Source organism: Labrys miyagiensis, assembly GCF_030160835.1.
Taxonomy (GTDB): Bacteria; Pseudomonadota; Alphaproteobacteria; order Rhizobiales; family Labraceae; genus Labrys; species Labrys miyagiensis.
This window is the reverse complement of the sequence record NZ_BSPC01000093.1, coordinates 39,472-60,044: the sequence shown is the minus strand read 5'-3', so window position 1 is coordinate 60,044 and position 20,573 is coordinate 39,472. Positions and strand designations below refer to the sequence as shown.

General features: G+C 65.1%; 19 protein-coding genes. 11 read left to right on the top strand and 8 right to left on the bottom strand.

The annotated features are described in order from the left end of the window. The first annotated feature begins 33 nt into the window (after window positions 1-33). A complete protein-coding gene (gene dhaK / locus QQL24_RS34875; RefSeq protein ID WP_284316924.1) occupies window positions 34-1,023 on the top strand; it encodes a dihydroxyacetone kinase subunit DhaK in 990 nt (329 codons plus the stop codon). Window positions 1,024-1,303: 280 nt separating this feature from the next. Here dhaK and QQL24_RS34870 read toward each other — a convergent pair whose 3' ends face one another. Further along, window positions 1,304-1,897, bottom strand: coding sequence for a TetR/AcrR family transcriptional regulator (locus QQL24_RS34870; RefSeq protein ID WP_284316923.1), 594 nt, complete (start codon window positions 1,895-1,897; stop codon window positions 1,304-1,306). A gap of 82 nt (window positions 1,898-1,979) precedes the next feature. Between QQL24_RS34870 and QQL24_RS34865 the strand changes: the two genes are divergently transcribed. The 4 genes from QQL24_RS34865 (at window position 1,980) to QQL24_RS34850 (ending at window position 6,247) form a co-directional block, all read left to right on the top strand. Further along, window positions 1,980-3,257 carry an MFS transporter gene (locus QQL24_RS34865; RefSeq protein WP_284316922.1) on the top strand — a complete coding sequence of 426 codons (1,278 nt, stop codon included), beginning with the start codon at window positions 1,980-1,982 and terminating at the stop codon, window positions 3,255-3,257. A 170-nt stretch (window positions 3,258-3,427) separates the two neighbouring features. Then, complete coding sequence (locus QQL24_RS34860; RefSeq protein ID WP_284316921.1) at window positions 3,428-4,873, top strand: aldehyde dehydrogenase family protein; 1,446 nt, start codon at window positions 3,428-3,430, stop codon at window positions 4,871-4,873. A 109-nt stretch (window positions 4,874-4,982) separates the two neighbouring features. Then, window positions 4,983-5,663, top strand: coding sequence for a hypothetical protein (locus tag QQL24_RS34855; RefSeq protein ID WP_284316920.1), 681 nt, complete (start codon window positions 4,983-4,985; stop codon window positions 5,661-5,663). Further along, window positions 5,660-6,247 carry an RES family NAD+ phosphorylase gene (locus tag QQL24_RS34850; RefSeq protein ID WP_284316919.1) on the top strand — a complete coding sequence of 196 codons (588 nt, stop codon included), beginning with the start codon at window positions 5,660-5,662 and terminating at the stop codon, window positions 6,245-6,247. Before QQL24_RS34855 ends, QQL24_RS34850 begins: the two co-directional genes overlap by 4 nt. A 64-nt stretch (window positions 6,248-6,311) precedes the next feature. Here the strand turns inward: QQL24_RS34850 and QQL24_RS34845 are convergent, their stop codons facing one another. Beyond that, window positions 6,312-6,791 (bottom strand): gamma-glutamylcyclotransferase, encoded by a 480-nt coding sequence (locus tag QQL24_RS34845; protein ID WP_284316918.1) that lies wholly within the window; start codon window positions 6,789-6,791, stop codon window positions 6,312-6,314. 100 nt (window positions 6,792-6,891) lie between these two features. On the opposite strand from QQL24_RS34845, the gene QQL24_RS34840 reads away from it, so the two are divergent. Further along, the gene (locus tag QQL24_RS34840; RefSeq protein ID WP_284316917.1) at window positions 6,892-10,506 is read left to right on the top strand and encodes a hydantoinase B/oxoprolinase family protein; all 3,615 of its coding nucleotides are present in this window, start codon (window positions 6,892-6,894) and stop codon (window positions 10,504-10,506) included. A 90-nt stretch (window positions 10,507-10,596) separates the two neighbouring features. On the opposite strand, the gene QQL24_RS34835 is transcribed toward QQL24_RS34840, so the two are convergent. Continuing rightward, on the bottom strand, window positions 10,597-11,643 hold the full coding sequence (locus QQL24_RS34835) for an extensin-like domain-containing protein (RefSeq protein ID WP_284316916.1): 1,047 nt from the start codon (window positions 11,641-11,643) through the stop codon (window positions 10,597-10,599). A gap of 154 nt (window positions 11,644-11,797) precedes the next feature. Here QQL24_RS34835 and QQL24_RS34830 point away from each other — a divergent pair, with 154 nt between their 5' ends. Then, on the top strand, window positions 11,798-12,409 hold the full coding sequence (locus QQL24_RS34830; RefSeq protein ID WP_284316915.1) for a nucleotidyltransferase family protein: 612 nt from the start codon (window positions 11,798-11,800) through the stop codon (window positions 12,407-12,409). Between the two features lie 381 nt (window positions 12,410-12,790). Further along, window positions 12,791-13,966: a fumarylacetoacetate hydrolase family protein gene (locus tag QQL24_RS34825; RefSeq protein WP_284316914.1), complete on the top strand. Its 1,176-nt coding sequence runs from the start codon at window positions 12,791-12,793 to the stop codon at window positions 13,964-13,966. Between the two features lie 14 nt (window positions 13,967-13,980). Here the strand turns inward: QQL24_RS34825 and QQL24_RS34820 are convergent, their stop codons facing one another. Next, on the bottom strand, window positions 13,981-14,886 hold the full coding sequence (locus tag QQL24_RS34820; RefSeq protein WP_284316936.1) for a metallophosphoesterase family protein: 906 nt from the start codon (window positions 14,884-14,886) through the stop codon (window positions 13,981-13,983). 652 nt (window positions 14,887-15,538) lie between these two features. On the opposite strand from QQL24_RS34820, the gene QQL24_RS34815 reads away from it, so the two are divergent. Continuing rightward, on the top strand, window positions 15,539-15,940 hold the full coding sequence (locus tag QQL24_RS34815) for an NUDIX domain-containing protein (RefSeq protein WP_431310808.1): 402 nt from the start codon (window positions 15,539-15,541) through the stop codon (window positions 15,938-15,940). A 169-nt stretch (window positions 15,941-16,109) separates the two neighbouring features. Then, entirely contained in the window at window positions 16,110-16,607 is a 498-nt protein-coding gene (locus QQL24_RS34810; protein ID WP_284316912.1) for a GNAT family N-acetyltransferase, read from the top strand. A gap of 85 nt (window positions 16,608-16,692) precedes the next feature. Here QQL24_RS34810 and QQL24_RS34805 read toward each other — a convergent pair whose 3' ends face one another. The 4 genes from QQL24_RS34805 to QQL24_RS34790 are packed head-to-tail and all read right to left on the bottom strand — an operon-like array spanning window position 16,693 to window position 19,422. Continuing rightward, window positions 16,693-17,910 (bottom strand): CCA tRNA nucleotidyltransferase, encoded by a 1,218-nt coding sequence (locus tag QQL24_RS34805; protein WP_284316911.1) that lies wholly within the window; start codon window positions 17,908-17,910, stop codon window positions 16,693-16,695. Between the two features lie 11 nt (window positions 17,911-17,921). After that, the gene (locus QQL24_RS34800) at window positions 17,922-18,185 is read right to left on the bottom strand and encodes a DUF6111 family protein (RefSeq protein ID WP_284316910.1); all 264 of its coding nucleotides are present in this window, start codon (window positions 18,183-18,185) and stop codon (window positions 17,922-17,924) included. Further along, complete coding sequence (locus QQL24_RS34795) at window positions 18,185-18,850, bottom strand: CoA pyrophosphatase (protein WP_284316909.1); 666 nt, start codon at window positions 18,848-18,850, stop codon at window positions 18,185-18,187. The genes QQL24_RS34800 and QQL24_RS34795 overlap by 1 nt, the downstream gene beginning before the upstream one ends. A gap of 2 nt (window positions 18,851-18,852) precedes the next feature. Beyond that, entirely contained in the window at window positions 18,853-19,422 is a 570-nt protein-coding gene (locus QQL24_RS34790; protein WP_284316908.1) for a DUF1285 domain-containing protein, read from the bottom strand. A 150-nt stretch (window positions 19,423-19,572) separates the two neighbouring features. Between QQL24_RS34790 and QQL24_RS34785 the strand changes: the two genes are divergently transcribed. Beyond that, the gene (locus QQL24_RS34785) at window positions 19,573-20,571 is read left to right on the top strand and encodes an AAA family ATPase (protein WP_284316907.1); all 999 of its coding nucleotides are present in this window, start codon (window positions 19,573-19,575) and stop codon (window positions 20,569-20,571) included. Window positions 20,572-20,573: the final 2 nt, after the last annotated feature.

The window sequence follows — 20,573 nt, the reverse complement described above, 5'->3', positions numbered from 1 at the left end:
CCGGGCGATATCTCGACAGGGAAGGAACGTGCGATGAAGAAGCTCATCAACGCCGTGGGTGACATGCTGGCCCAGAGCCTCGACGGTTTTGCAGCTGCTCACGCCGATATCGTCACGCTGGGCGAAGAGCGCAAATTCGTGCGCCGCAAGCAGATCCGCCCCGGCAAGGTCAGCCTGATTTCGGGCGGCGGGTCCGGCCACGAGCCGCTTCATGCCGGCTTCGTCGGCGTCGGCATGCTCGATGCGGCCTGCCCCGGCCAGGTCTTCACCTCGCCGACCCCCGACCAGATGCTCGCGGCGGCCGAAGCGGCCGATGGCGGCGCCGGCATCCTCTACATCGTCAAGAATTACGAGGGCGACGTGATGAACTTCGCCATGGCGACGGAGATGGGCTCCGGCCCGGTGGAGAGCCTCGTCCTCGACGACGACGTCGCGGTGGAGAATTCGACCTGGACCACGGGCCGCCGCGGCGTGGCCGGCACCCTTATCGTCGAGAAGATGCTGGGCGCCGCCGCCGAACGCGGCGATTCCCTCGCCGACCTCAAGGCGCTGGGCACGCGCATCAACAGCCATACCCGCTCGATGGGCGTGGCGCTGACTTCCTGCACCGTGCCCGCCGCCGGCAAGCCCACCTTCGCCCTTGGCGAGGACGAGATGGAAATGGGCGTGGGAATCCATGGCGAGCCAGGCCGGCGCCGCGTGAAGCTCGCTTCGGCGGATGCCATCGTCGAGGAGATGCTGGGCGCCATCGTGGGCGACCTCTCGCTGAACAGCGCCACCGAGGTGCTGCTCTTCGTCAACGGCTTCGGCGGCACGCCCCTGATGGAGCTCTATCTGATGCAGGACCGCGCCCGCAAATGGCTCGACGCCAAGGGCATCCAGGTCGCGCGCTCGCTGACCGGCTCCTATGTCACGTCGCTGGACATGGCCGGCTGCTCGCTGACGCTCTGCGTGCTGGACGAGCAGGCGAAGGCCCTGTGGGACACCCCGGTTCATACGGCCGCGCTGCGGTGGGGGATGTAGGGCACGTCTTGATGTAAAGGGCGCGACGCGAGGCCTCCCCCACGAAGCTGGGGGAGGTGGCATTGCGAAGCAATGACGGAGGGGGTGTGGCCCGACGGGCTGCAGCCTCTCGGAATAAGGCTACGGCTCACAAACAGACCCGAGATTCATCTTTCAAAATCGAGTTCGTTGGGCCACACCCCCTCCGACCTCACTTCGTTCGGCCACCTCCCCCAGCTTCGTGGGGGAGGTCGCGCACACAACTTGTGTGCGCTGGAGTCGCGCCTTATCCGGGTCAAACCTACTTCAAACTCGCCTCGATCAGCATGTCGGCCACTTCAGCGACCGAGCCGGCCGGTCCGCCCTCGTGGAAGATCTGGCCGCTGACGAAGGCGCCTTCGATCAGGAGCAGCAGCCCGTCCGCCAGCAGGCCGGTATTTCTGACGCCCATCTGGCGGGCCATGCCCTCCAGGCGGTCGCGCAAGAGCTGCTTGCCGCCTTCCGCCACCAGCCGGGCTGGGTTGTCCTTCTCGGGATATTCCACCGCCGCATTGCTGAGGCCGCAGCCGCGATAGCCGGCGCCGGTTGCTCGCTCGCCGAGGCCGCTGAGATAATTGTGCAGATGCCGGCGCGGATCATTCTCGAAGCCCACGCCGGCGCCTTCGAAGCGCTCCCAGAACTCGGCGTCGTAATCCCTGACATAGGCCGCGGCGAGTTCGTCCTTGGAGGCGAAGCATCGATAGAGCGTCGGCTTTGTCACGCCGGCCTTCGAGACGATCGTGTCAACGCCCACGGCGCGAATGCCCTCCTTGTAGAAGAGCTCGCGCGCCGTCTGGCGGATGCGTTCCCTGGCCCGCAGCGGCGGCGCGGACTCCAAGTTCGGAGAATCGACCATAAGCCTCTTTCCTTTTCGATCCTTCGATGTTACAGACCGGTACGTACCTAGTCAAACATTTCCTCTCGCCCGAGTCCATCCGATGCAGACAGCAAGTCGCAGGCCCTTCGGCCAAAACTATGCCTTCGTGGTTGTCGGGGTGATCTTCCTCTCCCTGCTTGTCGCCGCCGGCGTGCGCGCCGCGCCCGGCCTGCTGATCCAGCCGCTCCACAGGGATTTCGGCTGGAGCGTCGACATCATCTCGCTTTCGGGCGCCCTCGGCATCCTGCTGTATGGCCTGGTTGGCCCCTTCGCCGCCGCCTTGATGAACAGGTTCGGCGTGCGCCAGGTGCTGGTGGTGGCTCTCCTCCTGATGGCGCTCTCCATCGGCGCCAGCCTGTTCATGACGCAGCCCTGGCACCTGATCGCCACCTGGGGCGTCCTCTCCGGCCTCGGCTCCGGCTGCGTCGCCATGGTGCTCGGCGCCACCGTGGTCAATCGCTGGTTCACCACCAATCGCGGCCTCATCATGGGCCTTCTGTCTGCCAGCGCCGCCACCGGCACGCTGATCTTCCAGCCGGGCCTTGCCAAGCTCGGCGAGATCGGGGGCTGGCCCTGGATGGTCTCGGCCGTGGCGCTCGGCTGTGCCATCCTGATCCCGCTTGCGCTCTTCCTGGTGCCCAACCAGCCCAGCGACATCGGCCAGCGGCCCTACGGTACCGATCCTTCGACGCCGATCGCTCCCGTGCCGTTGCGCGAGGGCCTGATCGACGCCTCGTTCGGCGCCCTGGCCCGCGCCGCGAAGACCCGCACGTTCTGGTATCTCTTCGCCACTTTCTTCATCTGCGGTTTCACCACCAACGGGTTGGTGGGCATGCATCTCGTGTCCTTCTGCGGCGACATGGGCATTCCCCAAGTGCAGGCCGCGAGCCTGATGGCGATGATGGGCATCTTCGACCTGTTCGGCACCACCTTCTCGGGCTGGCTGACCGACCGTTTCGATCCGCGCAAGCTGCTCTTCCTCTATTACGGCCTGCGTGGCCTCGCCCTGATCTACCTGCCCTTCAGCGGCTTCAACCTCTACACGCTGACCATTTTCGGCATCTTTTACGGCCTCGACTGGATCGCCACCGTGCCGCCGACCCTGCGCCTCACCAACGAGGCCTTCGGCGACCGCGATGCGCCCGTGGTGTTCGGCTGGATCGCGGCCGGCCACCAGATCGGCGCGGCCAGCGCCGCGGCTCTCGCCGGCTATCTCAGGGTGATGCAGGGCAGCTATGTCGAAGCCTTCGTCATCTCCGGCCTCACCGGCATCGTCGCAGCCCTGATCGCGCTGCTGATCGCTCGGCGCCAGGTGAAAGCCGAACCCGCTCTCGCCTAGAGCAAAGCGCGTTTACACGCAAACGCCCATTGCTCTAACTCCTTGTTTGAACGCGTCTTTGCGATTCTTGCCGATTCCGTCAAATCGCAAAACGCTATAATGAAAAGGTTGCGCCGGACATTTGTTAGACTAATGTCCGGCCAACTCCTTTCAGCCTCAGGAATCCTGCCATGACACTGCACGCCCGTAACTTCATCGCCGGTGAGTGGGTTGCCGCCACCGACCTCGCGCCGGACGTCAATCCTTCCAACACCGGCGAGATCGTCGGCCATTTCCCGCGCGCCAGCAAGGCAGACGCCGAGCGTGCCATCGAGGCCGCCAAGGCCGCCTTCCCGGGCTGGAGCCGCTCGACGCTGCAGGAACGCCATGACGTGCTCAAGCGCATCAGCGATGAGATTCTCGCCCGCAAGGACGAGCTCGGCGCCATCCTGTCGCGCGAAGAGGGCAAGACCCTGCCCGAGGGCATCGGCGAGGTCGCGCGCGCCGGCCAGATATTCGGCTTCTTCGCAGGCGAGGCGCTGCGGCTTGCCGGCGAGATCATCGGCTCGGTGCGCCCAGGCGTCGGGGTCGAGATCACCCGCGAGGGCATCGGCGTCATCGGCCTGATCACGCCCTGGAACTTCCCGGCCGCCATTCCCGCCTGGAAGATCGCTCCGGCGCTCTGCTACGGCAATTGCGTGGTGCTGAAGCCCGCCGATCTCGTGCCTGCGACCGCCCATGCGCTCGGCGAGATCATCGCCAAATCCGGCGTGCCGGCCGGCGTATTCAACCTGGTGATGGGCCGCGGCTCCGTCGTCGGCGAGGCGCTGCTCTCTTCGCCGGACGTCGATGCCATCTCCTTCACCGGCTCCGTCGGCACAGGTCGCAAGATCGCGGCCACCTGCATCGCCTCTTCGCCGATGAAGAAGGTGCAGCTCGAAATGGGCGGTAAGAACCCCTTCGTGGTGCTCGACGATGCCGACATCAAGGTGGCGGTGGAAGCCAGCGTCAACGGCGCCTTCTTCTCCACCGGCCAGCGCTGCACGGCCTCCTCGCGCCTGATCGTCACAGACGGTATTCATGACGCCTTCGTCTCGGCCCTGGTGGAACGCCTCAGGGGCCTGAACGTCGACGATGCCATGAAGAGCGGCACCCATATCGGCCCGGTGGTCGACCAGAGCCAGCTCGACCAGGACCTCAACTACATCAAGATCGGCAAGGACGAAGGCGCCAAGCTCGCCTATGGCGGCGATCTGGTGAAGCGCGACGCCCCCGGCTTCTACCTGACGCCGGCCCTGTTCACCGGCGCCAGCAACGACATGCGCATCGCGCGTGAGGAGATCTTCGGCCCCGTCGCCGCCGTGGTGCGGGTGAAGAATTACGAGGAGGCGCTCGCCGCCGCCAACGACACCGAGTTCGGCCTTTCGGCCGGCATTGCCACCACCAGCCTGAAGCACGCCACCCACTTCAAGCGCAATGCCCAGGCCGGCATGGTGATGGTCAACCTGCCGACGGCCGGCGTCGACTATCACGTGCCGTTCGGTGGCCGGAAGGGCTCGAGCTACGGCTCCCGCGAGCAGGGCCGCTATGCCGCCGAGTTCTATACGACGGTGAAGACGGCCTATACGCTGGCGTGATGTGGTGTGCCGAACTGGTGGTCGGCACACTGAATGTCTCACCCACTTCAGCAGGTTGTCGAAGTTGACGAAGTTGCATGGAGCCCCTACCTTTAGATAGGAGGGTTCCATGACAGCGAAGATACAGACCAAGACCGGATCCGACGCCGGCAGGCGAACTGACGGCGTGACCACCATGGTCCCGCTCAAGGGCGACCCTGCCGCGATCCTCAAGGATGTGCAGCTTCCCAAGGGTGTCAGCCTTGGGTTCTACGCCACAGAGCCGGAGGCGATCGCGAGCCTCAAGAAGGAATTGGGCGCAAAGGCGGGCAGAGCCCGTAAGTTCAGTAGTTTGTCAGCGGAGCGGCCGGGCCCGCGCAGCGCCATCAGACGGGATGCTTTCCGGCCGAGCACCCGGGCCCGAGCCCTGCTTCAGGGCATCCGCATCGCCGAAGAGGATCTTCGCGCGGCGGGTGGCGCTTATAGTCTTGATGAAGTCGCGGCCTTGCTGCACGGGATTTCGCGCCAGGCAGTAGACAAGCGCGTGCAGGAAGGAAGCCTGCTCGCTGTGCCCGGGCCAAGCAATCGGCGGATGTATCCGACGATCCAGTTCCAACACGATGGCTCTCTTGTCGAGGGGCTTCGGGCGGTCCGGCGCGCGCTGCCGACCGATAATCCCTGGACCATCCTGAATTTCCTCGTCCATCCCGACGACCGGTTGGGTTCGCGCAAGCCGATCGACCTGCTGAAGGCAGGTGAGGTGGAACTGGTGGTGGAAGCGGCGCGCCGCCTGGGTGAGCAGGGGGCGTGAGCGCGCCTCTGCCGCCTCCGGATCTGGCGGCTCGTTCGCCGGAATTCGTGACGCTTCCGACTGGCACGCCAATCCACCGCTTCTACACCGCACTCTACGAGCCGGTCTTTTTCGATACTTCGCGCAACGGCCGGCTGAATGCGCCCGATGCGAGCTACGGCGTCCTTTATGCCGCGAAGGAAGAAAGTGGCGCGTTCGCGGAAACTTTTCTGCGCGTTCCCGGCCGCACGTTGATCGATACCGGCCTGCTCCGGCGCAAGGCCTATGTCCGCCTGGGTCTCCTTACAGATCTCACGCTCATCAAGCTTGCCGGCCTGGGACTGGCGCGCCTCGGCGCGACCGCCGAAATCGTCCATGCCGGCCTGCCTTATGATGCGCCGCAGATATGGTCGAAGGCCCTGTGGGATCATCCCGCCAAGGCCGACGGCATTGCCTATTATGCCCGCCACGATGATGAGGCGCTTTGTTACGCGATCTTCGATCGAGCCAAAGCGGCATTGCATGAAATCGAGAGGCAGACAGATCTCGATCAGGACTGGTTCTGGCAACTGGCGAACCGCTATGGTGTCGGCATGGCACCGTAGCCGATGATTTCGGTGCGCCGACCTCCTCAGCCACATCGTGGCGGAAAGGTCGGAAGACCGATCATCAACGCCCCTCGAACACGTCAACGGCACGCAGGCGTTCCACATAGGGGGCGGGCAGGAGGTCGCTCCCGGCCAGCAGATGGGCGAGATAGACCGCACGCGGCTTCAGCGCTCCGTCGAGGAAGTTGCGGGCGACATAGGTGACGGCATCGACCTTGTCACCCACCCCGGGGCGGTGAACCGTCACGGCCATGCGCTCGTAATGGCCGGTCGCGACGTTTTCGTAATAGTCGAGCACGTCGAGCCCCGCCTCCGGCATCCGATTGAGCGTGCCCAGCACATGGGCACCGGCGGTGAAGGCAATATTGGCCGCCGAGGCGCCGGGGAAATAGGCCGACGGCTTGTCGAAGACCAGCGACCAGCCCTCCAGCCGGCCGAGAACGCGCTCGGAGCAGGCAATGCCGGCCGGCTGCAGCCGCGCTGTGATCAGGCGGGCCGGATCCATGTTGGAGCCATAGGCGAAGTACCAGACGGAGGGCATGGTGTTGCGGTCCCGTTGAATTTCATTGCCCAGAATTTCATTGCCTTTGTAGGACACAGCTGAAATTTGAGGGAAGAACAAATTCCGCGAATGGTGCCCCATGTCTCCAGCGTCCTCTGCCTCCTCCTCCTGGGATTTCTGGATCGATCGCGGCGGCACCTTCACCGATATCGTCGGGCGCGATCCTCAGGGGCGGCTGCATCCCCACAAGCTCCTCTCCGAGAATCCCGGCGCCTATCGCGATGCGGCCTGCCAGGGCATTCGTGAACTGCTCGGCCTCAAGGCGGGCGAGGCGATCCCGGCCGGGTTGATCGGCTCGGTGAAGATGGGCACCACGGTTGCCACCAATGCGCTGCTGGAGCGCAAGGGCGAGCGGCTGGCGCTCGTCACCACGCGTGGCTTTCGCGACGCGCTCGCCATCGGCTACCAGGCGCGGCCGAAGATCTTCGCCAAAAACATTATCAAGCCCGAGCAGCTTTATGCGCAGGTGGTGGAGCTCGACGAGCGCGTGCTCGCCGACGGCACGGTGGAGAAGGCCATCGATCTCGTCCAGGCCGAAGAGGCGCTGCGGGCGATCAAGGCCGATGGTTTCGAGGCCGTCGCCATCGTCTTCATGCATGCCTATCGCTATCCCGAGCATGAGAAGGCGGTGGCCGACATCGCCCGCCGGCTCGGCATCGCCCAGGTCTCGGTGAGCCATGAGGTCTCGCCGCTGATCAAGCTGGTCGGGCGAGGCGACACCACCGTGGTGGACGCCTATCTCACGCCGATCCTCAGGCGCTATGTCGACCAGGTCGCCGAGGAACTCGATACGGCCCGCACCGGCGCGCGGCTGATGTTCATGATGTCCTCGGGCGGCCTCACTGCCGCGGATCTCTTCCGTGGCAAGGACGCCATCCTGTCCGGCCCGGCCGGCGGCGTGGTGGGCCTCGCCCAGACCGGTGCGCAGGCGGGTTTCCGCCACCTGATCGGCTTCGACATGGGAGGCACTTCCACCGACGTCTCGCATTATGAGGGCGCCTATGAGCACGCCTTCGAGACCGAGGTCGCGGGCGTGCGCATGCGTGCCCCGATGATGCAGATCCACACGGTAGCGGCGGGTGGCGGCTCGATCCTGCATTTCGACGGCTCGCGCTTCCGCGTCGGCCCGGATTCGGCCGGCGCCAATCCCGGCCCTGCCTCCTATGGCCGCAACGGGCCGCTTACCGTCACCGACGCCAATGTCATGGTCGGCAAGCTCCATCCCGAGTTCTTCCCGAAGATATTTGGGCCGGGCCGCGATGCCCCGCTCGATGCCGGCGTGGTGCGCGCCAAATTCGAGAAGCTGGCGGCGGAAGTGGGCGATATCGGCAGCCCGGAGGCGATCGCCGACGGCTTTCTCGCCATCGCCGTCGCCAATATGGCCAACGCCATCAAAAAGGTCTCGGTGGCGCGCGGCTATGACGTGACGCGCTATGTGCTGCAGTGCTTCGGCGGCGCGGGCGGCCAGCATGCCTGCCTGGTGGCCGATGCGCTCGGCATGACCCGGATCCTGATCCACCCGCTTTCGGGCCTGCTCTCGGCCTATGGCATGGGCCTTGCCGATATCCGCGCCACCCGCCAGCGCGCGATCGAGGCGACGCTCGGCGAGGAACTGCTGGGGCGCCTTGCCGCCGAGGCGGACGAGATCGCCGCTGAAGCCCGAAGCGAAGTCGAGGGGCAGGGCATCGCCAGCGACGACGTCACCGTCCTCTCCCGCGTGCATCTGCGCTATGCCGGCACCGATGCGCCTTTGGTGGTGGAAGCGGGCAGCATTGCATCGATGCGGGAGGCCTTTGAAAACGCACATCGCAGCCGCTTCGGCTTCATCGATCCGGCAAAAGCGCTGATCGCCGAAGCGATTTCAGTCGAGGCCGTGGGCGGCGGCTCTCCCTTCAGCGAGCCGGAGTTGCCGCTCGACGGCGGCACGCCGGAAGCAGCCGAGGCCTTGCGCTTCTTCAGCGAGGGCGCCTGGCGTGACGGCCATATCTATCGCCGCGAGACGCTCACGCCCGGCCGCCATGTCGACGGCCCCGCTCTAGTGATCGAGCCGCACCAGACCATCGTGGTCGAGCCCGGCTGGCGGGCCGGCGTCACCGCCAGGAACCACCTGCTGCTCACCCGTGTGGAAGCGCTGCCGGCCCGTGTCGCCATCGGCACCTCGGCCGATCCCGTCATGCTGGAGATCTTCAACAATCTCTTCATGTCGATCGCCGAGCAGATGGGCGTGACGCTGCAGAACACGGCCTCCTCGGTGAACATCAAGGAAAGGCTCGACTTCTCCTGTGCCGTCTTCGCCGCCGACGGTTCGCTCGTCGCCAATGCCCCCCATATGCCGGTGCATCTGGGCTCGATGGATTCCTCCGTGGAAACAGTGCTGCGCCTCAACCGTTCGGCGATGCGGCCGGGTGATGTCTACTGCCTCAACGCGCCCTATAATGGCGGCACACATCTGCCTGATATCACTGTTGTCACGCCCGTCTTCGACGAGAAAGGCGAGGATATCCTCTTCTTTGCCGCCTCGCGCGGCCATCATGCCGATGTCGGCGGCGTCTCCCCCGGCTCGATGTCGCCGCGCGCCACCTTGATCGAGGAGGAGGGCGTCTATATCGACAATTTCAAGCTGGTCGACCAGGGCCGTTTCCGCGAGGCGGAGCTGGAGGCGCTGCTGACCGGGGCGCGCTACCCGGTGCGCAACCTCCTGCAGAATGTCAATGACCTCAAGGCACAGATCGCCGCCAATGAGAAGGGCGTGCGCGAACTGCGCCGCATGGTCGAGATGTTTGGGCTGGAGACGGTCGCCGCCTATATGGGCCACGTGCAGGACAATGCCGCCGAGAGCGTGGCGCGGGTGATCGACCGGCTGGAGGATTCCCGGTTCACCTATGCGATGGACCAGGGGACCGAGATCAAGGTCGCCATCACGGTGGACAAGGAGAAGCGTCGGGCGAAGGTCGACTTCACCGGTACGTCGCCCCAGCAGCCGAGCAATTTCAATGCGCCGGCCCCGGTCGCCCGGGCGGCGGTGCTCTATGTCTTCCGCGTCATGGTGGAGGACGAGATCCCGATGAATGCCGGGTGCCTGCGCAACATCGACATCGTCATTCCGGAAAAGTCGATGCTCTCGCCCGAATATCCCGCCGCCGTGGTGGCAGGCAATGTCGAGACCAGCCAGGCGGTGACCAATTGTCTGTTCGCCGCGCTCGGTTCGCTCGGCATGGCGCAGGGCACCATGAACAACCTCACCTTCGGCAATGCCCGCCATCAATATTACGAGACGCTCTGCTCGGGCGCGCCCGCCGGCCCCGGTTTCGACGGCGCGCCGGCGGTGCACACCCACATGACCAATTCGCGTCTCACCGATCCCGAGATCCTGGAACTGCGCTTCCCGGTTGTGCTGGAGGATTTCCATATCCGCCAGGGCTCGGGCGGGAGGGGCCGCTGGCACGCTGGCGACGGCACCGCGCGCACGCTGCGTTTCCTCGAAAGGATGGATTGCGCCATCCTCTCCGGCCACCGTCGTGTTGCCCCACCCGGCATGGCCGGTGGCGAGGCGGGTGAACTCGGCCGCAACAGCGTGAGGCGGCTGGACGGTTCGGTCGAGACGCTGGAGGGCTGCGACCAGACCGTGCTGGAGGCCGGGGAGGCGATCAGCGTTGTGACGCCCACCGGCGGGGGCTATGGCTCGGCGATATAGGCGTGGGAAATCCGGGTGCACAGGCATCCTGCCCGTTCTTCCAATAATCGGTTCGGTTCAAGAACGGGCAGGATGCCCGTTCACCCGGGGCTATTCGTCCTGATCGCCCGTCGGATCCTGGATCGAGCCGGTGAACTCCGGCTCCGGCTGCGCCATGCCGCGGCGCTCGGCGGTGGCGACCCAGCCGGCGGGGACGCGGGGGCGGCAGATATGGACGTCGCGCGTCGCGCTGTGGCGGGCGAGATCGAGATGGAGATGGTTTTCGTGCATGCCGTCGGAGGTGCCGGGGCCGAGCACGGTGTTGAATTTGCGGCAGCCGCCATAGGCGACATCGCGCCAGAAGGCCTGCTCTTGGGGCGAACCGCGCCAGCCGGTGAGAACGCGCGTCTCGCGGCCGTCGGCGAGCTTGAAGCCCTTGACGTCAACGGCATTGGCGAAGGCATGCTCGGAGAGTTTGCCTACCATGCGGTTGTCACGGCGGCGGCAGGAATAGCTGCCGAAGGTGGTCATCTCCACGATCGGCGAGCCGAAATTGGCGAGCGCTGCCGGCTGTACATCCTGCGTCAGCCAGCGCGTCAAGGTCGGGACCATCGAGCAGGACATCACGAGGCTGCGGTCGAGCGAGACCGAGAACGGTCCGCCGTCGCGCAACTGGACCGGGCCGGCGGACTGCATCGGCTCGGGCTGATAGGGTAGGGGGGCGGCGGCCCCGCCATCGCCGATCGAGCCGGTGGTGTCGCCCACCGGCGCCGGCGGCAGCAGGCCGTCAGGCTGGGCGGCCGGGGCCGGCGTATATTGCGGCTGGACCTGGTATTGGGGCTGCGGCTGGTATTGCGGCTGCACCGTCCGTGGCGCGCGCGGCTGCAGATTGGCATAGACGGGGGCAGAGCCGCCGCCACTGCCGGTATCGAGTGCCGAGACCCGGAAGGGATGGTCGACGCCGCAGGGGCCTGGGCCTTCGATGGCCTTGGCGATGCGGATGCCCGCGGTTTCATGCACTTCGCCGGAAGCCAGGCACTGGGCCTCGACCTGGGCACGCCAGGGCTCGCGCTCTTCCAGATCGAAGAGCGACCCGCAACCAGCCAGGCCATACAGCACGGAGCCCAGCACAAGGGAAAACGCAACGCGACGCAACATGGCTTCACTTTAGGGAGCATTTTCAAAAAGAAGAGTTAAGAGAGGCGTATGAAGTCGCATCCCCTTGGTATTCCGATATGGCCAAACCGTTGGATTGCGTGTAGTCGGCTGACGACAGGCTTGGCTGCATCGACGCAAAGCCGGTGAGAATTCCATGTTTGACGAAGACGATCTGCCTTTGACGGATTACATCGCGGTGGTGCTTGCTGGCGGCGAGGGCCAGCGCATGGGGCGCAACAAGCTGCTGATGGAGATCTCGGCCCGGCCGATGATCCGCCACGTCGTGGAAACCGTCCGCGGCGTCTTCTCCGACATCATCGTCGTCACCGGCCATCAGCGCGAGCGAGTCGAGGAGACACTCGAGCGCTCTCCTGTGGAATTCGTGGATTCGCCTGCCGCCGATGGCGCGGCGGCCGCTGTCAGGGTGGGCATGGCGCAGGCGCGCCGGCGGGCTTCCTATAGCGCCTGCAAGGGGATTGTCCTATGTATTGGCGACCAGCCGCGCTTGACGGAACGTGAAATTGTCGGCCTGATCGAGGTTTATGATGCCGGCGACAAAAGCAAGCCTCTCATACCGGTTCGGGAGGAACATCGTGGCTACCCGGTGATCATTCCGCCCGACTTTGACCTCGGCGATATTGATCTTTCAAGCGAAAGTGTCGTGGCGGATTTCGCCGGCCGCGTCGCAGTCTTTCCGACGAAGAATCCCGTGTATGTCTCGAGCGTCGACACGCCGGAAGATTATCGCACCTTTTTTGCGATCTGAAACTTTCCTTTTACATGCCGCAGTGCGCGGACAATGTGCCCCAACGGCGCAATCGTCCGACTAACGCCAGCGCAAGGGTCCGCGAATTTGAACCTCGGGTGGATTTTGTCTGTATTCAGCTTCCGTTGAGAACGGCTTTACGTAAATATTCCTTTGATATTTCGAGGTATGGATGCGTAGGCGTTCGATTTATTGGGGCAGCTGGAGGGTATTCAGAAATAATCACCTTAACTTTTTTAATTATCGGGGTTGCGCTGTTAAATTAGATTTAATCCAAAAGGGTGCGATTTCCTCATACCGCTTTTGCAAGACTTGCCCTGATGGTATGGGGGCGGTAAGGGGCAAGGCAACATATACCCGTGATTGCCAAGAGGTTTGCAGATGTCCCTTTCCCTCAGGCCAGAGACGACCCTTCCGACGGATGGCGTGGCCGGAACGCTGATCGGACGCGTCTGGCTGCCCGAGGTGGATGGTCCGGCCGTGGTGGTGGCGAAGGGCGACGGCCTGCACGACATCACCAGCAGCTTTCCCACCGTGCGGGATCTGTGCGAGGCGCGCAACCCGGCCCAGGCCGCCGGCGCGGCTCCTTCCGCCGAGGTCGGCTCGATCGCCGAAATCCTGGCCAACACGCCACCCGTCAACCGCGATGCGCGCAAGCCCTGGCTGCTGGCGCCGATCGACCTGCAGGCCATCAAGGCGGCGGGCGTGACCTTCGTCGTCTCCATGCTGGAGCGCGTGATCGAGGAGCGGGCTCGTGGCAATTCGGCTGCCGCCACCTCGCTGCGTAGCGAGATCGTCAAGCTGGTGGGCGACGACCTTGCCAAGCTGCGGCCGGGCTCGGCCGAGGCCGCCAGGCTCAAGGAGGTTCTGATCGCGCAGGGCGTATGGTCGCAATATCTCGAGGTCGGCATCGGCCCGGATGCCGAGATCTTCTCCAAGGCCCAGCCCATGGCCGCGGTCGGCACCGGCGCCGATGCCGGCCTGCATCCCAATTCTACCTGGAACAACCCCGAGCCGGAGGTCGTGCTGGTGGTATCTTCAAGCGGCAAGATCGTCGGCGCCACCCTTGGCAACGACGTGAACCTGCGCGACTTCGAAGGTCGCTCGGCGCTGCTGCTTTCCAAGGCCAAGGACAACAATGCCTCCGCGGCGATCGGCCCCTTCGTCCGCCTGTTCGATTCCACCTTCTCGCTCGATCATGTCCGCCGCGCCGACATCAAGCTCGAAGTCCGCGGGCCGGACGGCTATGTGCTGACGGGCACGAGCTCGATCTCCAAGATCAGCCGCGATCCCGGCGACCTCGTCTCCCAGATGATCGGCGTCAACCATCAATATCCGGATGGCGCCGTGCTCTTCCTCGGCACCATGTTCGCGCCGATCGAGGACCGTGACGAAAAGGGCAAGGGCTTCACCCACAAGATCGGCGACATCGTCACCATCTCGACCCCGGGCCTGGGCTCGCTCACCAACCGCATGGTGCGCACCTCCGACGCGCCGCCCTGGACCTATGGCGCCAGCCACCTGATGCGCAACCTTGCCAAGCGCGGGCTGCTGTAGCGATCCTAGGGGATTCAGCACAATTCCTGTGAGCGCAACTCCTCCGGCGGGTAGCCGGCGGAGACGAAGCCGCGCACGGTGAGGCCGATCTGCCATTCCCTCGGCTTGCCGGTGATGGAGAAGAGATTGTAGGAGGCCGGCCAGCGCGCCCGCTCCGGCGCCGCGGAGGCCGAGGGCGTGCATACGACCGGGATGGTCCCTTTCGGCCCCTTGATGCGGTGCACGAGGCCGGTATGGATGTGGCCATGCAGCACCAGCTCAGCGCCTGTTGCGCGCAGCACGGCCCTGAGCCGGTCGGAGTCGATCAGCATGGCCGTGGGCCCGGCATCCTGCCGGCGTACCGGATGATGCAGCATCACCACGCGGCAATAGCCCTCATGTCCCAAATGTTCGAGAATCGGGCCAAGGCGGGCGATCTGGCGCGGGCCGAGCTTGCCGGTCGCCATGAAAGGCGCCGTCGGGATGGCGCTCGACAGCCCGATCAGGGCGATCTTGCCGCGGATGCGCACATAAGGAAAGCGCTCGTCCTCGTCGAGCGGCCGGGCGCCGGCATTGTCGCCCCGCATCCAGGGATCGAACGCCGAGAGAAGGTGCAGGGCGCCGCCCTTGGTATAGGCATCGTGGTTGCCGGGCACGAGGGAAACATAGTCGGGAGCACCGACCGTCTCCAGAAAGGCGCGGGCGGCCGGATATTCGCCGGGCAGAGCGAGGTTCACGACATCGCCGGTGAGAGCGATATGGTCGGGAGCCTGCGTCCTCAAATCCTCCAGCAATTGCTGCAGCACGTCCATGCGGTGGGTGTCGCGCCGGCCGCGATTCCAGTTGATCCAGCCCAGCACCCGCTTGCCCGCCAGCTCCTTGGCTCTGGCTCGCGGCAGTGGCCCGATGTGGGGGTCTGAGAAATGCGCGAGCTTGAACATCGAAACCAATCGGTACTCCGCAAGGGATGTGGCGCTACCGTGACCTTGCGGACGGTCGCCTGTCAACGCAAAACGCCCGCGCATTCTCGCGAATGGGCGGGCGATGGGATTAAAGCGTCTTGCGATGCCACGGTATCACCGGGTCTCGCAAAGACGCGTCGAAACAGGGGGATAGGGCAAAACGGCGTTTTCGCTTGAACGCGTCTTGCTCTGGCAGATGATGATCATCAACCGCCGCCTTGCGGCAGGACGATCGTCAGTTCTTGGTGAAGGTCAGGAGTGCGACGGCGTCGCGGGCAGGACGGGTCCTAGTACGGATAAGAGCGGCGCTGGCAAGCAGCCGGAAGTAGGTAAACATCGAACTTTACCGGGGCGGCGGCCCCTTGGTCTCCTCTATTAAGGTCCGGGTGATATACGCCAGCAAAGAAATTTTTGCCACCCCCGACAGCCTGCTTGCCCCGCTGGACAGCTATGCGCGAAAAGGATGACGGGTGACAAAGATTAGTTTCGAAAGATATTTTTCAGATCCTGGTCCGATAGGTTCTCATTCACTGGCTGGCCACTCATGTCTTCTTCAGCAATAACCGTGCGCCAAAGGATTGGACGTCTGATAACGCCGCTCCTTTTTGGTTATTTCCATCTCGTGCGTGGCATGACCTTAGGCGTACGGGCGGCCGTGCTCGATGGCGATAACCGGGTGTTCCTGGTCCGGCATACCTATGTGCCGGGCTGGTATCTGCCCGGCGGGGGCATCGAGGCAGGCGAAACCTCGCAGGAAGCGCTGGCGCGCGAACTGGAGGAGGAGGGGAACATCCACCTCGACGGTCCGGCCGAGCTGCGGGGGCTCTACTGGAACCGGGAGGCAAGCCGGCGCGACCATGTCGCCTTCTTCGTGGTGCGGCAGTTCACGCAAGTGAGGCCCCGCCTGCCCGATGCCGAAATCGCCGAGGCCGGCTTCTTTCCGCTCGACGCTTTGCCCGAGGACACCACCCAGGCGACGCATCGCCGGCTCGACGAGGTGGCGGGAAAACGTGACCCGGATGGATTCTGGTAAGTATGACGGGTAAAATCCGGTTGTATCGTTTGAAATTTTGCTGTACCCGCCCCGGCATGATGACGATGAGCCTCCAGCTGCGACGACGAATCGTGGATCTCGCCCACGTGTTTTCGCGCGCCTGAACGGCTGAGCCCGGCAGGCCGAACCTGCCTGCCGGATTTGAACCATGCCTGAAATCGCCATCGACCTCACCCCCGAGACGCCGGATGACTGGCCCGTCATCGACAAGCTGCATGAACGGGCCTTCGGCCCCGGTCGCTTCGCCCGCACGGCCTTCCGGCTGCGCGAAGGCGTTCCGCCCGATCCCAGGCTGTCTTTCGTCGCCCGCATCGGTTCGATGATCGTCGGCTCGATCCGCCTGACGCCGATCCATATCGCCGAGCATTCCGCCTTGCTGCTCGGCCCCCTTACGGTGGAGCCGGCCTTCCGCTCGCGCGGTATCGGCCTGGCGCTCATGCAGGCGAGCCTTTCAGCCTCCGCCAAGGCCGGCCACAGGCTGGTGGTGCTGGTGGGCGACGAGCCCTATTACGGCCGCATCGGTTTCAAGCGTGTCACGCCCGGCCGGGTGATGCTGCCGGGCCCGGTCGATCCGCTGCGCCTGCTGGTGAAGGAACTGGCTGAAGGCGCCTTCGAGGGGGTTTTTGGCGCCGCACGCGGCGGGTGATTTGGGGGGCGGGTCTTCAGACCCGCTGGATGGCGCCGCAGTGCCTGTAAAGAGACAGGCGGGTCTGAAGACCCGCCCCCCCAATTTACGGCGTCACCCTTACCGCATCCGCCAGAATGGCCTGGCGCAGTTCGCGATTGTCCGGAAAGCCTTCGTCGATCCAGGCCTGTTCGGCGCGGGCAAGGATTCTTCCGACGCGTGGGCCCGGCTCGACGCCGAGGCGGGCGATGTCCTTGCCGCCGAAGGGCGGCCGCGGCGCCTTCCAAGCGGCGGGAAGGGCGAGGACTTCGCTGAAATCCTTATCCGGCCTCTGCGCGGCAAGGGCGAGCATGCCGTCCTCGAAGGCCGCCTGACCGAGTCGGTAGAGCAGTTCCCTGGCCCGGCTCGGCGAGGGCATGCCGCGCTCGGCCTCGAGCAGCAGGGCAATGGAGAGGAAGCGCTTGGCCTCGGCATTCGACAGGCGCAGCTTCTTCGCCAGGCGCTCGGCATCGAGCCTTGTGAACAGGCAGAGCACGGCAAGCCGGCGGACCGGATCGGGTGCGACGCCGGAGCGTGCTTCCAGTGTAATGAGCCGGCTAAAATTAGAGACCCGTGCGACCCCGCCGAGGATGATGGCCAGGAAACCCGCGCCGTCTATCTCCGCAAGCACCTCGCCGGCCCGTGCCGCCATCACCAGCTTCAGGAGCTCGGCGCGGATGCGCTCGGCCGAAAGCTGGCGCAGCCCCTCCCGGCTCCGGATCGCCGCGGAAAGGCTCTCGGGATCGACCGGGCCGACGCCGTAGCGGGCATGGAAGCGGAACAGCCTGAGGATGCGCAGATAATCCTCGGCGATGCGCTGCTCTGCCTTGCCGATGAAGCGCACGCGCCGGGCCGCGATGTCGTCGAGGCCGCCCGCATAGTCATGCAGCGTGCCGTCCGGCGAGAGCGAGATGGCATTGATGGTGAAATCGCGACGGAAGGCGTCGGCACGGAAGTCGCGCCCGAAGCGCACCACGGCATGGCGCCCGTCGGTCTCGATATCCTCGCGCAGGGTCGTAACCTCGAAGGGGTGGCTGTCGATGACGACGGTGACGGTGCCATGCTCGATACCGGTCGGCACCGTTTTCCAGCCCTTCGCCCGGGCGCGGGCGTTCACTTCCTCGGGCAGGGCGGTGGTGGCGATGTCCCACTCGACCACCTCTTCGCCGAGCAGGGCGTTGCGCACCGAACCGCCCACCACGCGCGCCTCCTCACCGCCGCCGTTCAGGGCGGCGAGAAGGGAGGCGAGGGGCGGTTTGTTCAGCCAGGGAAAACGCGTCCCCATCAATCTTGTACTCATCGCGTCTCGGGCTGGACCAGCTTGCCGTCTTCCATATGGGCAGGAATATACTTACTGCCGGCCGGCGCGCCACCATAATGCGCGAAGAGGGCGAGCCCCGCCGCCACGCAGATCACCGAGGCGGCCAGCAAGGAGAGGAGAGGCGCCCGCTCCCAGGCCCCGAGGCTGAAGCCGCGCCTGCCGCGAAGCAGGAGATAGAGGCTGTAGGCCAGAAAAGGCAGGAGGAAGAGCACCGTCTCAAACAGGAAAGGCCTCAGCATCAGCCATAGACCCTTTCATAGAGAGTATGGATGATTCCCGCCGTCACGCCCCAGATATAATGGCCCTGCCAGGGCATCGAATAGTAATGCCGCATGATGCCGCGCCATTCCCGGCGCTCGGCGACATGGTTGGCCGGATCCATCAGGAAGGCGAGGGGGCATTCGAACACGCCCGACACCTCGTCCGGATTGAGATGCAGCACCATGCCGGGATCGGCCAGCGCCACCACAGGCGCGATGCGGTAGCCGGAACCGGTGAGATAGAGGTCGAGATAGCCGATCGGCTGCACCAGGGAGCGGGAGAGGCCGACTTCCTCCTCCGCCTCGCGCAGAGCTGCTTCCAGGGGCCCGCGATCCCCTGGATCGATCCGCCCGCCAGGAAAGGCGATCTGGCCCGAATGGCTGCGCAGCGCGCTGGAGCGCTCGGTGAGCAGCACGGTTGGGCCATCAGGTCGGTCGACGATGGGAATCAGCACCGCCGCGGGCTTGGCCGGCACGCCGGGCAATTCGTTCAGCAGCTCGGGCGAGAAGCGGTGGTCGCCATGCGCGGGAATGCTCTCCCGATAGAGCGCGTCCGGCGGCTGGAGGGCAAGCCGCTGGCCCGCGCGCTCCAGGAAGGCGGCGAGCTCGGGATGGACGCTGGTCGTGGTGACGGTGGAGAGCATCGTCAGGACAATGCGCCAATTTCATCGGCCGGCGCCATGGCGAAGAAGCGTCCGCCGGAAGAAAGGCCGAACATGGCCTTGCCGTCGATGTCGCGGATTTCGCCAAGATCGGCAAGGTCGTAGAACAGCGCGCGGTTCACCCGGGCCCACAAGTCCGCCCGCACATGCACATAGGGCTTGAGGCCGTCGGAGGCGCCGATCTCGAAACGCATGGGATGGTCGGGGCCGGCGGTCGTCCAGTCGTCGACATTGGTGCGGAAGGAGAGGGTGCGCGCATCGCCCTCTCCCTCGACGCGCAGCTCGACGGCGATGAAGGGCACGTCTTCGACCACGATACCGACGCGTTCAACCGGCGTCACCAGCACATAGCGCTCGGGGTCGCGCCTGAGGATGGAGGCGAACAGCTTGACCAGCTCGATGCGGCCGATGGGGCTCCTCATGTAATGCCAGGAACCGTCAGCGGCGATGCGCATATCGATGTCGCCGCAGAACGGCGGATTCCACAGATGCACTGGGCGTTCGCCCGCCTGCTTGGCCGCTTTCGTCAATCCGGCCAGATCGGTTTCGGCCATAGCCCTGCCATTCGTGATAAAACGGACGTGAAAACGACATAGAAGCTCTCGCTCCTGCCTTAGTTGGTCTCTAATATCCGGTGATACAAGGGAATCGCGCAAGCGTTCCCGATTCCTCAGCGCCTTCGGGCGTGTTTACAGCGAGGCATGATGACCGCCGACACTGCCACCAATCTTGACGAAGCCATCATCCGATCGGCGGAAAACACGGCAGAACTCATCAAAAAGGCGCGGGAAGCGGTTCATACCGTGATTTTCGGCCAGAATGCCGTCGTCGATGGCGCCCTGATCACCCTGCTTTCCGGCGGCCACGGCCTGCTCGTGGGCGTGCCCGGCCTGGCCAAGACCAAGCTTGTGGAAACTCTCGGCATCGTGCTCGGCCTCGACGCCAAGCGCGTGCAGTTCACCCCGGACCTGATGCCCTCCGACATTCTGGGCACCGAGGTGCTGGACGAGAATTATGGCGGCACCCGCACCTTCCGCTTCATTCGCGGGCCGGTCTTCGCCCAGCTCCTGATGGCGGACGAGATCAACCGCGCCTCGCCGCGCACCCAGTCTGCCTTGCTGCAATCCATGCAGGAATACCACATCACCGTGGCGGGCGACCGGCACGACCTGCCCAAGCCCTTCCATGTGCTGGCGACCCAGAACCCGCTCGAGCAGGAGGGCACCTATCCGCTGCCTGAAGCCCAGCTCGACCGTTTCCTGATGCAGATCGACGTGCCCTATCCCGAGCGCGAGGAGGAGAAGCGCATCCTCCTGTTCACCACCGGCGCCGAGGAAACGCCGGCGCGCCAGGCCATGAATGCGGAGGATCTCCTTGCCGCCCAGCGCCTGGTGCGCCATCTGCCCGTCGGCGAATCGGTGGTCGAGGCCATCCTCACCCTGGTGCGCTCGGCCCGCCCCGGCGAGACGGCCGAGCTTGCCGGCAAGATCTCCTGGGGCCCCGGCCCGCGCGCCAGCCAGGCGCTGATGCTGGCCGTGCGTGCCCGCGCCCTGCTGCAGGGCCGTTTCTCGCCTTCCATCGACGATGTGGTGGCGCTCGCCGAGCCGGTGCTCAAGCATCGCATGGCGCTGAGCTTTGGAGCCCGTGCCGACGGCGAGACCGTCGAGAACCTGATCGGGCGCCTCGCGCGTAAACTGGGCTGAGC

Excerpts from the sequence above, each read along its gene's own strand:
- dhaK (WP_284316924.1), top strand. The coding sequence starts at position 34 with ATGAAGAAGCTCATCAACGCCGTGGGTGACATGCTGGCCCAGAGCCTC.
- QQL24_RS34870 (WP_284316923.1), bottom strand. The coding sequence starts at position 1,897 with ATGGTCGATTCTCCGAACTTGGAGTCCGCGCCGCCGCTGCGGGCCAGG.
- QQL24_RS34865 (WP_284316922.1), top strand. The coding sequence starts at position 1,980 with ATGCAGACAGCAAGTCGCAGGCCCTTCGGCCAAAACTATGCCTTCGTG.
- QQL24_RS34860 (WP_284316921.1), top strand. The coding sequence starts at position 3,428 with ATGACACTGCACGCCCGTAACTTCATCGCCGGTGAGTGGGTTGCCGCC.
- QQL24_RS34855 (WP_284316920.1), top strand. The coding sequence starts at position 4,983 with ATGACAGCGAAGATACAGACCAAGACCGGATCCGACGCCGGCAGGCGA.
- QQL24_RS34845 (WP_284316918.1), bottom strand. The coding sequence starts at position 6,791 with ATGCCCTCCGTCTGGTACTTCGCCTATGGCTCCAACATGGATCCGGCC.
- QQL24_RS34840 (WP_284316917.1), top strand. The coding sequence starts at position 6,892 with ATGTCTCCAGCGTCCTCTGCCTCCTCCTCCTGGGATTTCTGGATCGAT.
- QQL24_RS34835 (WP_284316916.1), bottom strand. The coding sequence starts at position 11,643 with ATGTTGCGTCGCGTTGCGTTTTCCCTTGTGCTGGGCTCCGTGCTGTAT.
- QQL24_RS34830 (WP_284316915.1), top strand. The coding sequence starts at position 11,798 with ATGTTTGACGAAGACGATCTGCCTTTGACGGATTACATCGCGGTGGTG.
- QQL24_RS34825 (WP_284316914.1), top strand. The coding sequence starts at position 12,791 with ATGTCCCTTTCCCTCAGGCCAGAGACGACCCTTCCGACGGATGGCGTG.
- QQL24_RS34820 (WP_284316936.1), bottom strand. The coding sequence starts at position 14,886 with ATGTTCAAGCTCGCGCATTTCTCAGACCCCCACATCGGGCCACTGCCG.
- QQL24_RS34815 (WP_431310808.1), top strand. The coding sequence starts at position 15,539 with ATGACCTTAGGCGTACGGGCGGCCGTGCTCGATGGCGATAACCGGGTG.
- QQL24_RS34810 (WP_284316912.1), top strand. The coding sequence starts at position 16,110 with ATGCCTGAAATCGCCATCGACCTCACCCCCGAGACGCCGGATGACTGG.
- QQL24_RS34805 (WP_284316911.1), bottom strand. The coding sequence starts at position 17,910 with ATGGGGACGCGTTTTCCCTGGCTGAACAAACCGCCCCTCGCCTCCCTT.
- QQL24_RS34800 (WP_284316910.1), bottom strand. The coding sequence starts at position 18,185 with ATGCTGAGGCCTTTCCTGTTTGAGACGGTGCTCTTCCTCCTGCCTTTT.
- QQL24_RS34795 (WP_284316909.1), bottom strand. The coding sequence starts at position 18,850 with ATGCTCTCCACCGTCACCACGACCAGCGTCCATCCCGAGCTCGCCGCC.
- QQL24_RS34790 (WP_284316908.1), bottom strand. The coding sequence starts at position 19,422 with ATGGCCGAAACCGATCTGGCCGGATTGACGAAAGCGGCCAAGCAGGCG.
- QQL24_RS34785 (WP_284316907.1), top strand. The coding sequence starts at position 19,573 with ATGACCGCCGACACTGCCACCAATCTTGACGAAGCCATCATCCGATCG.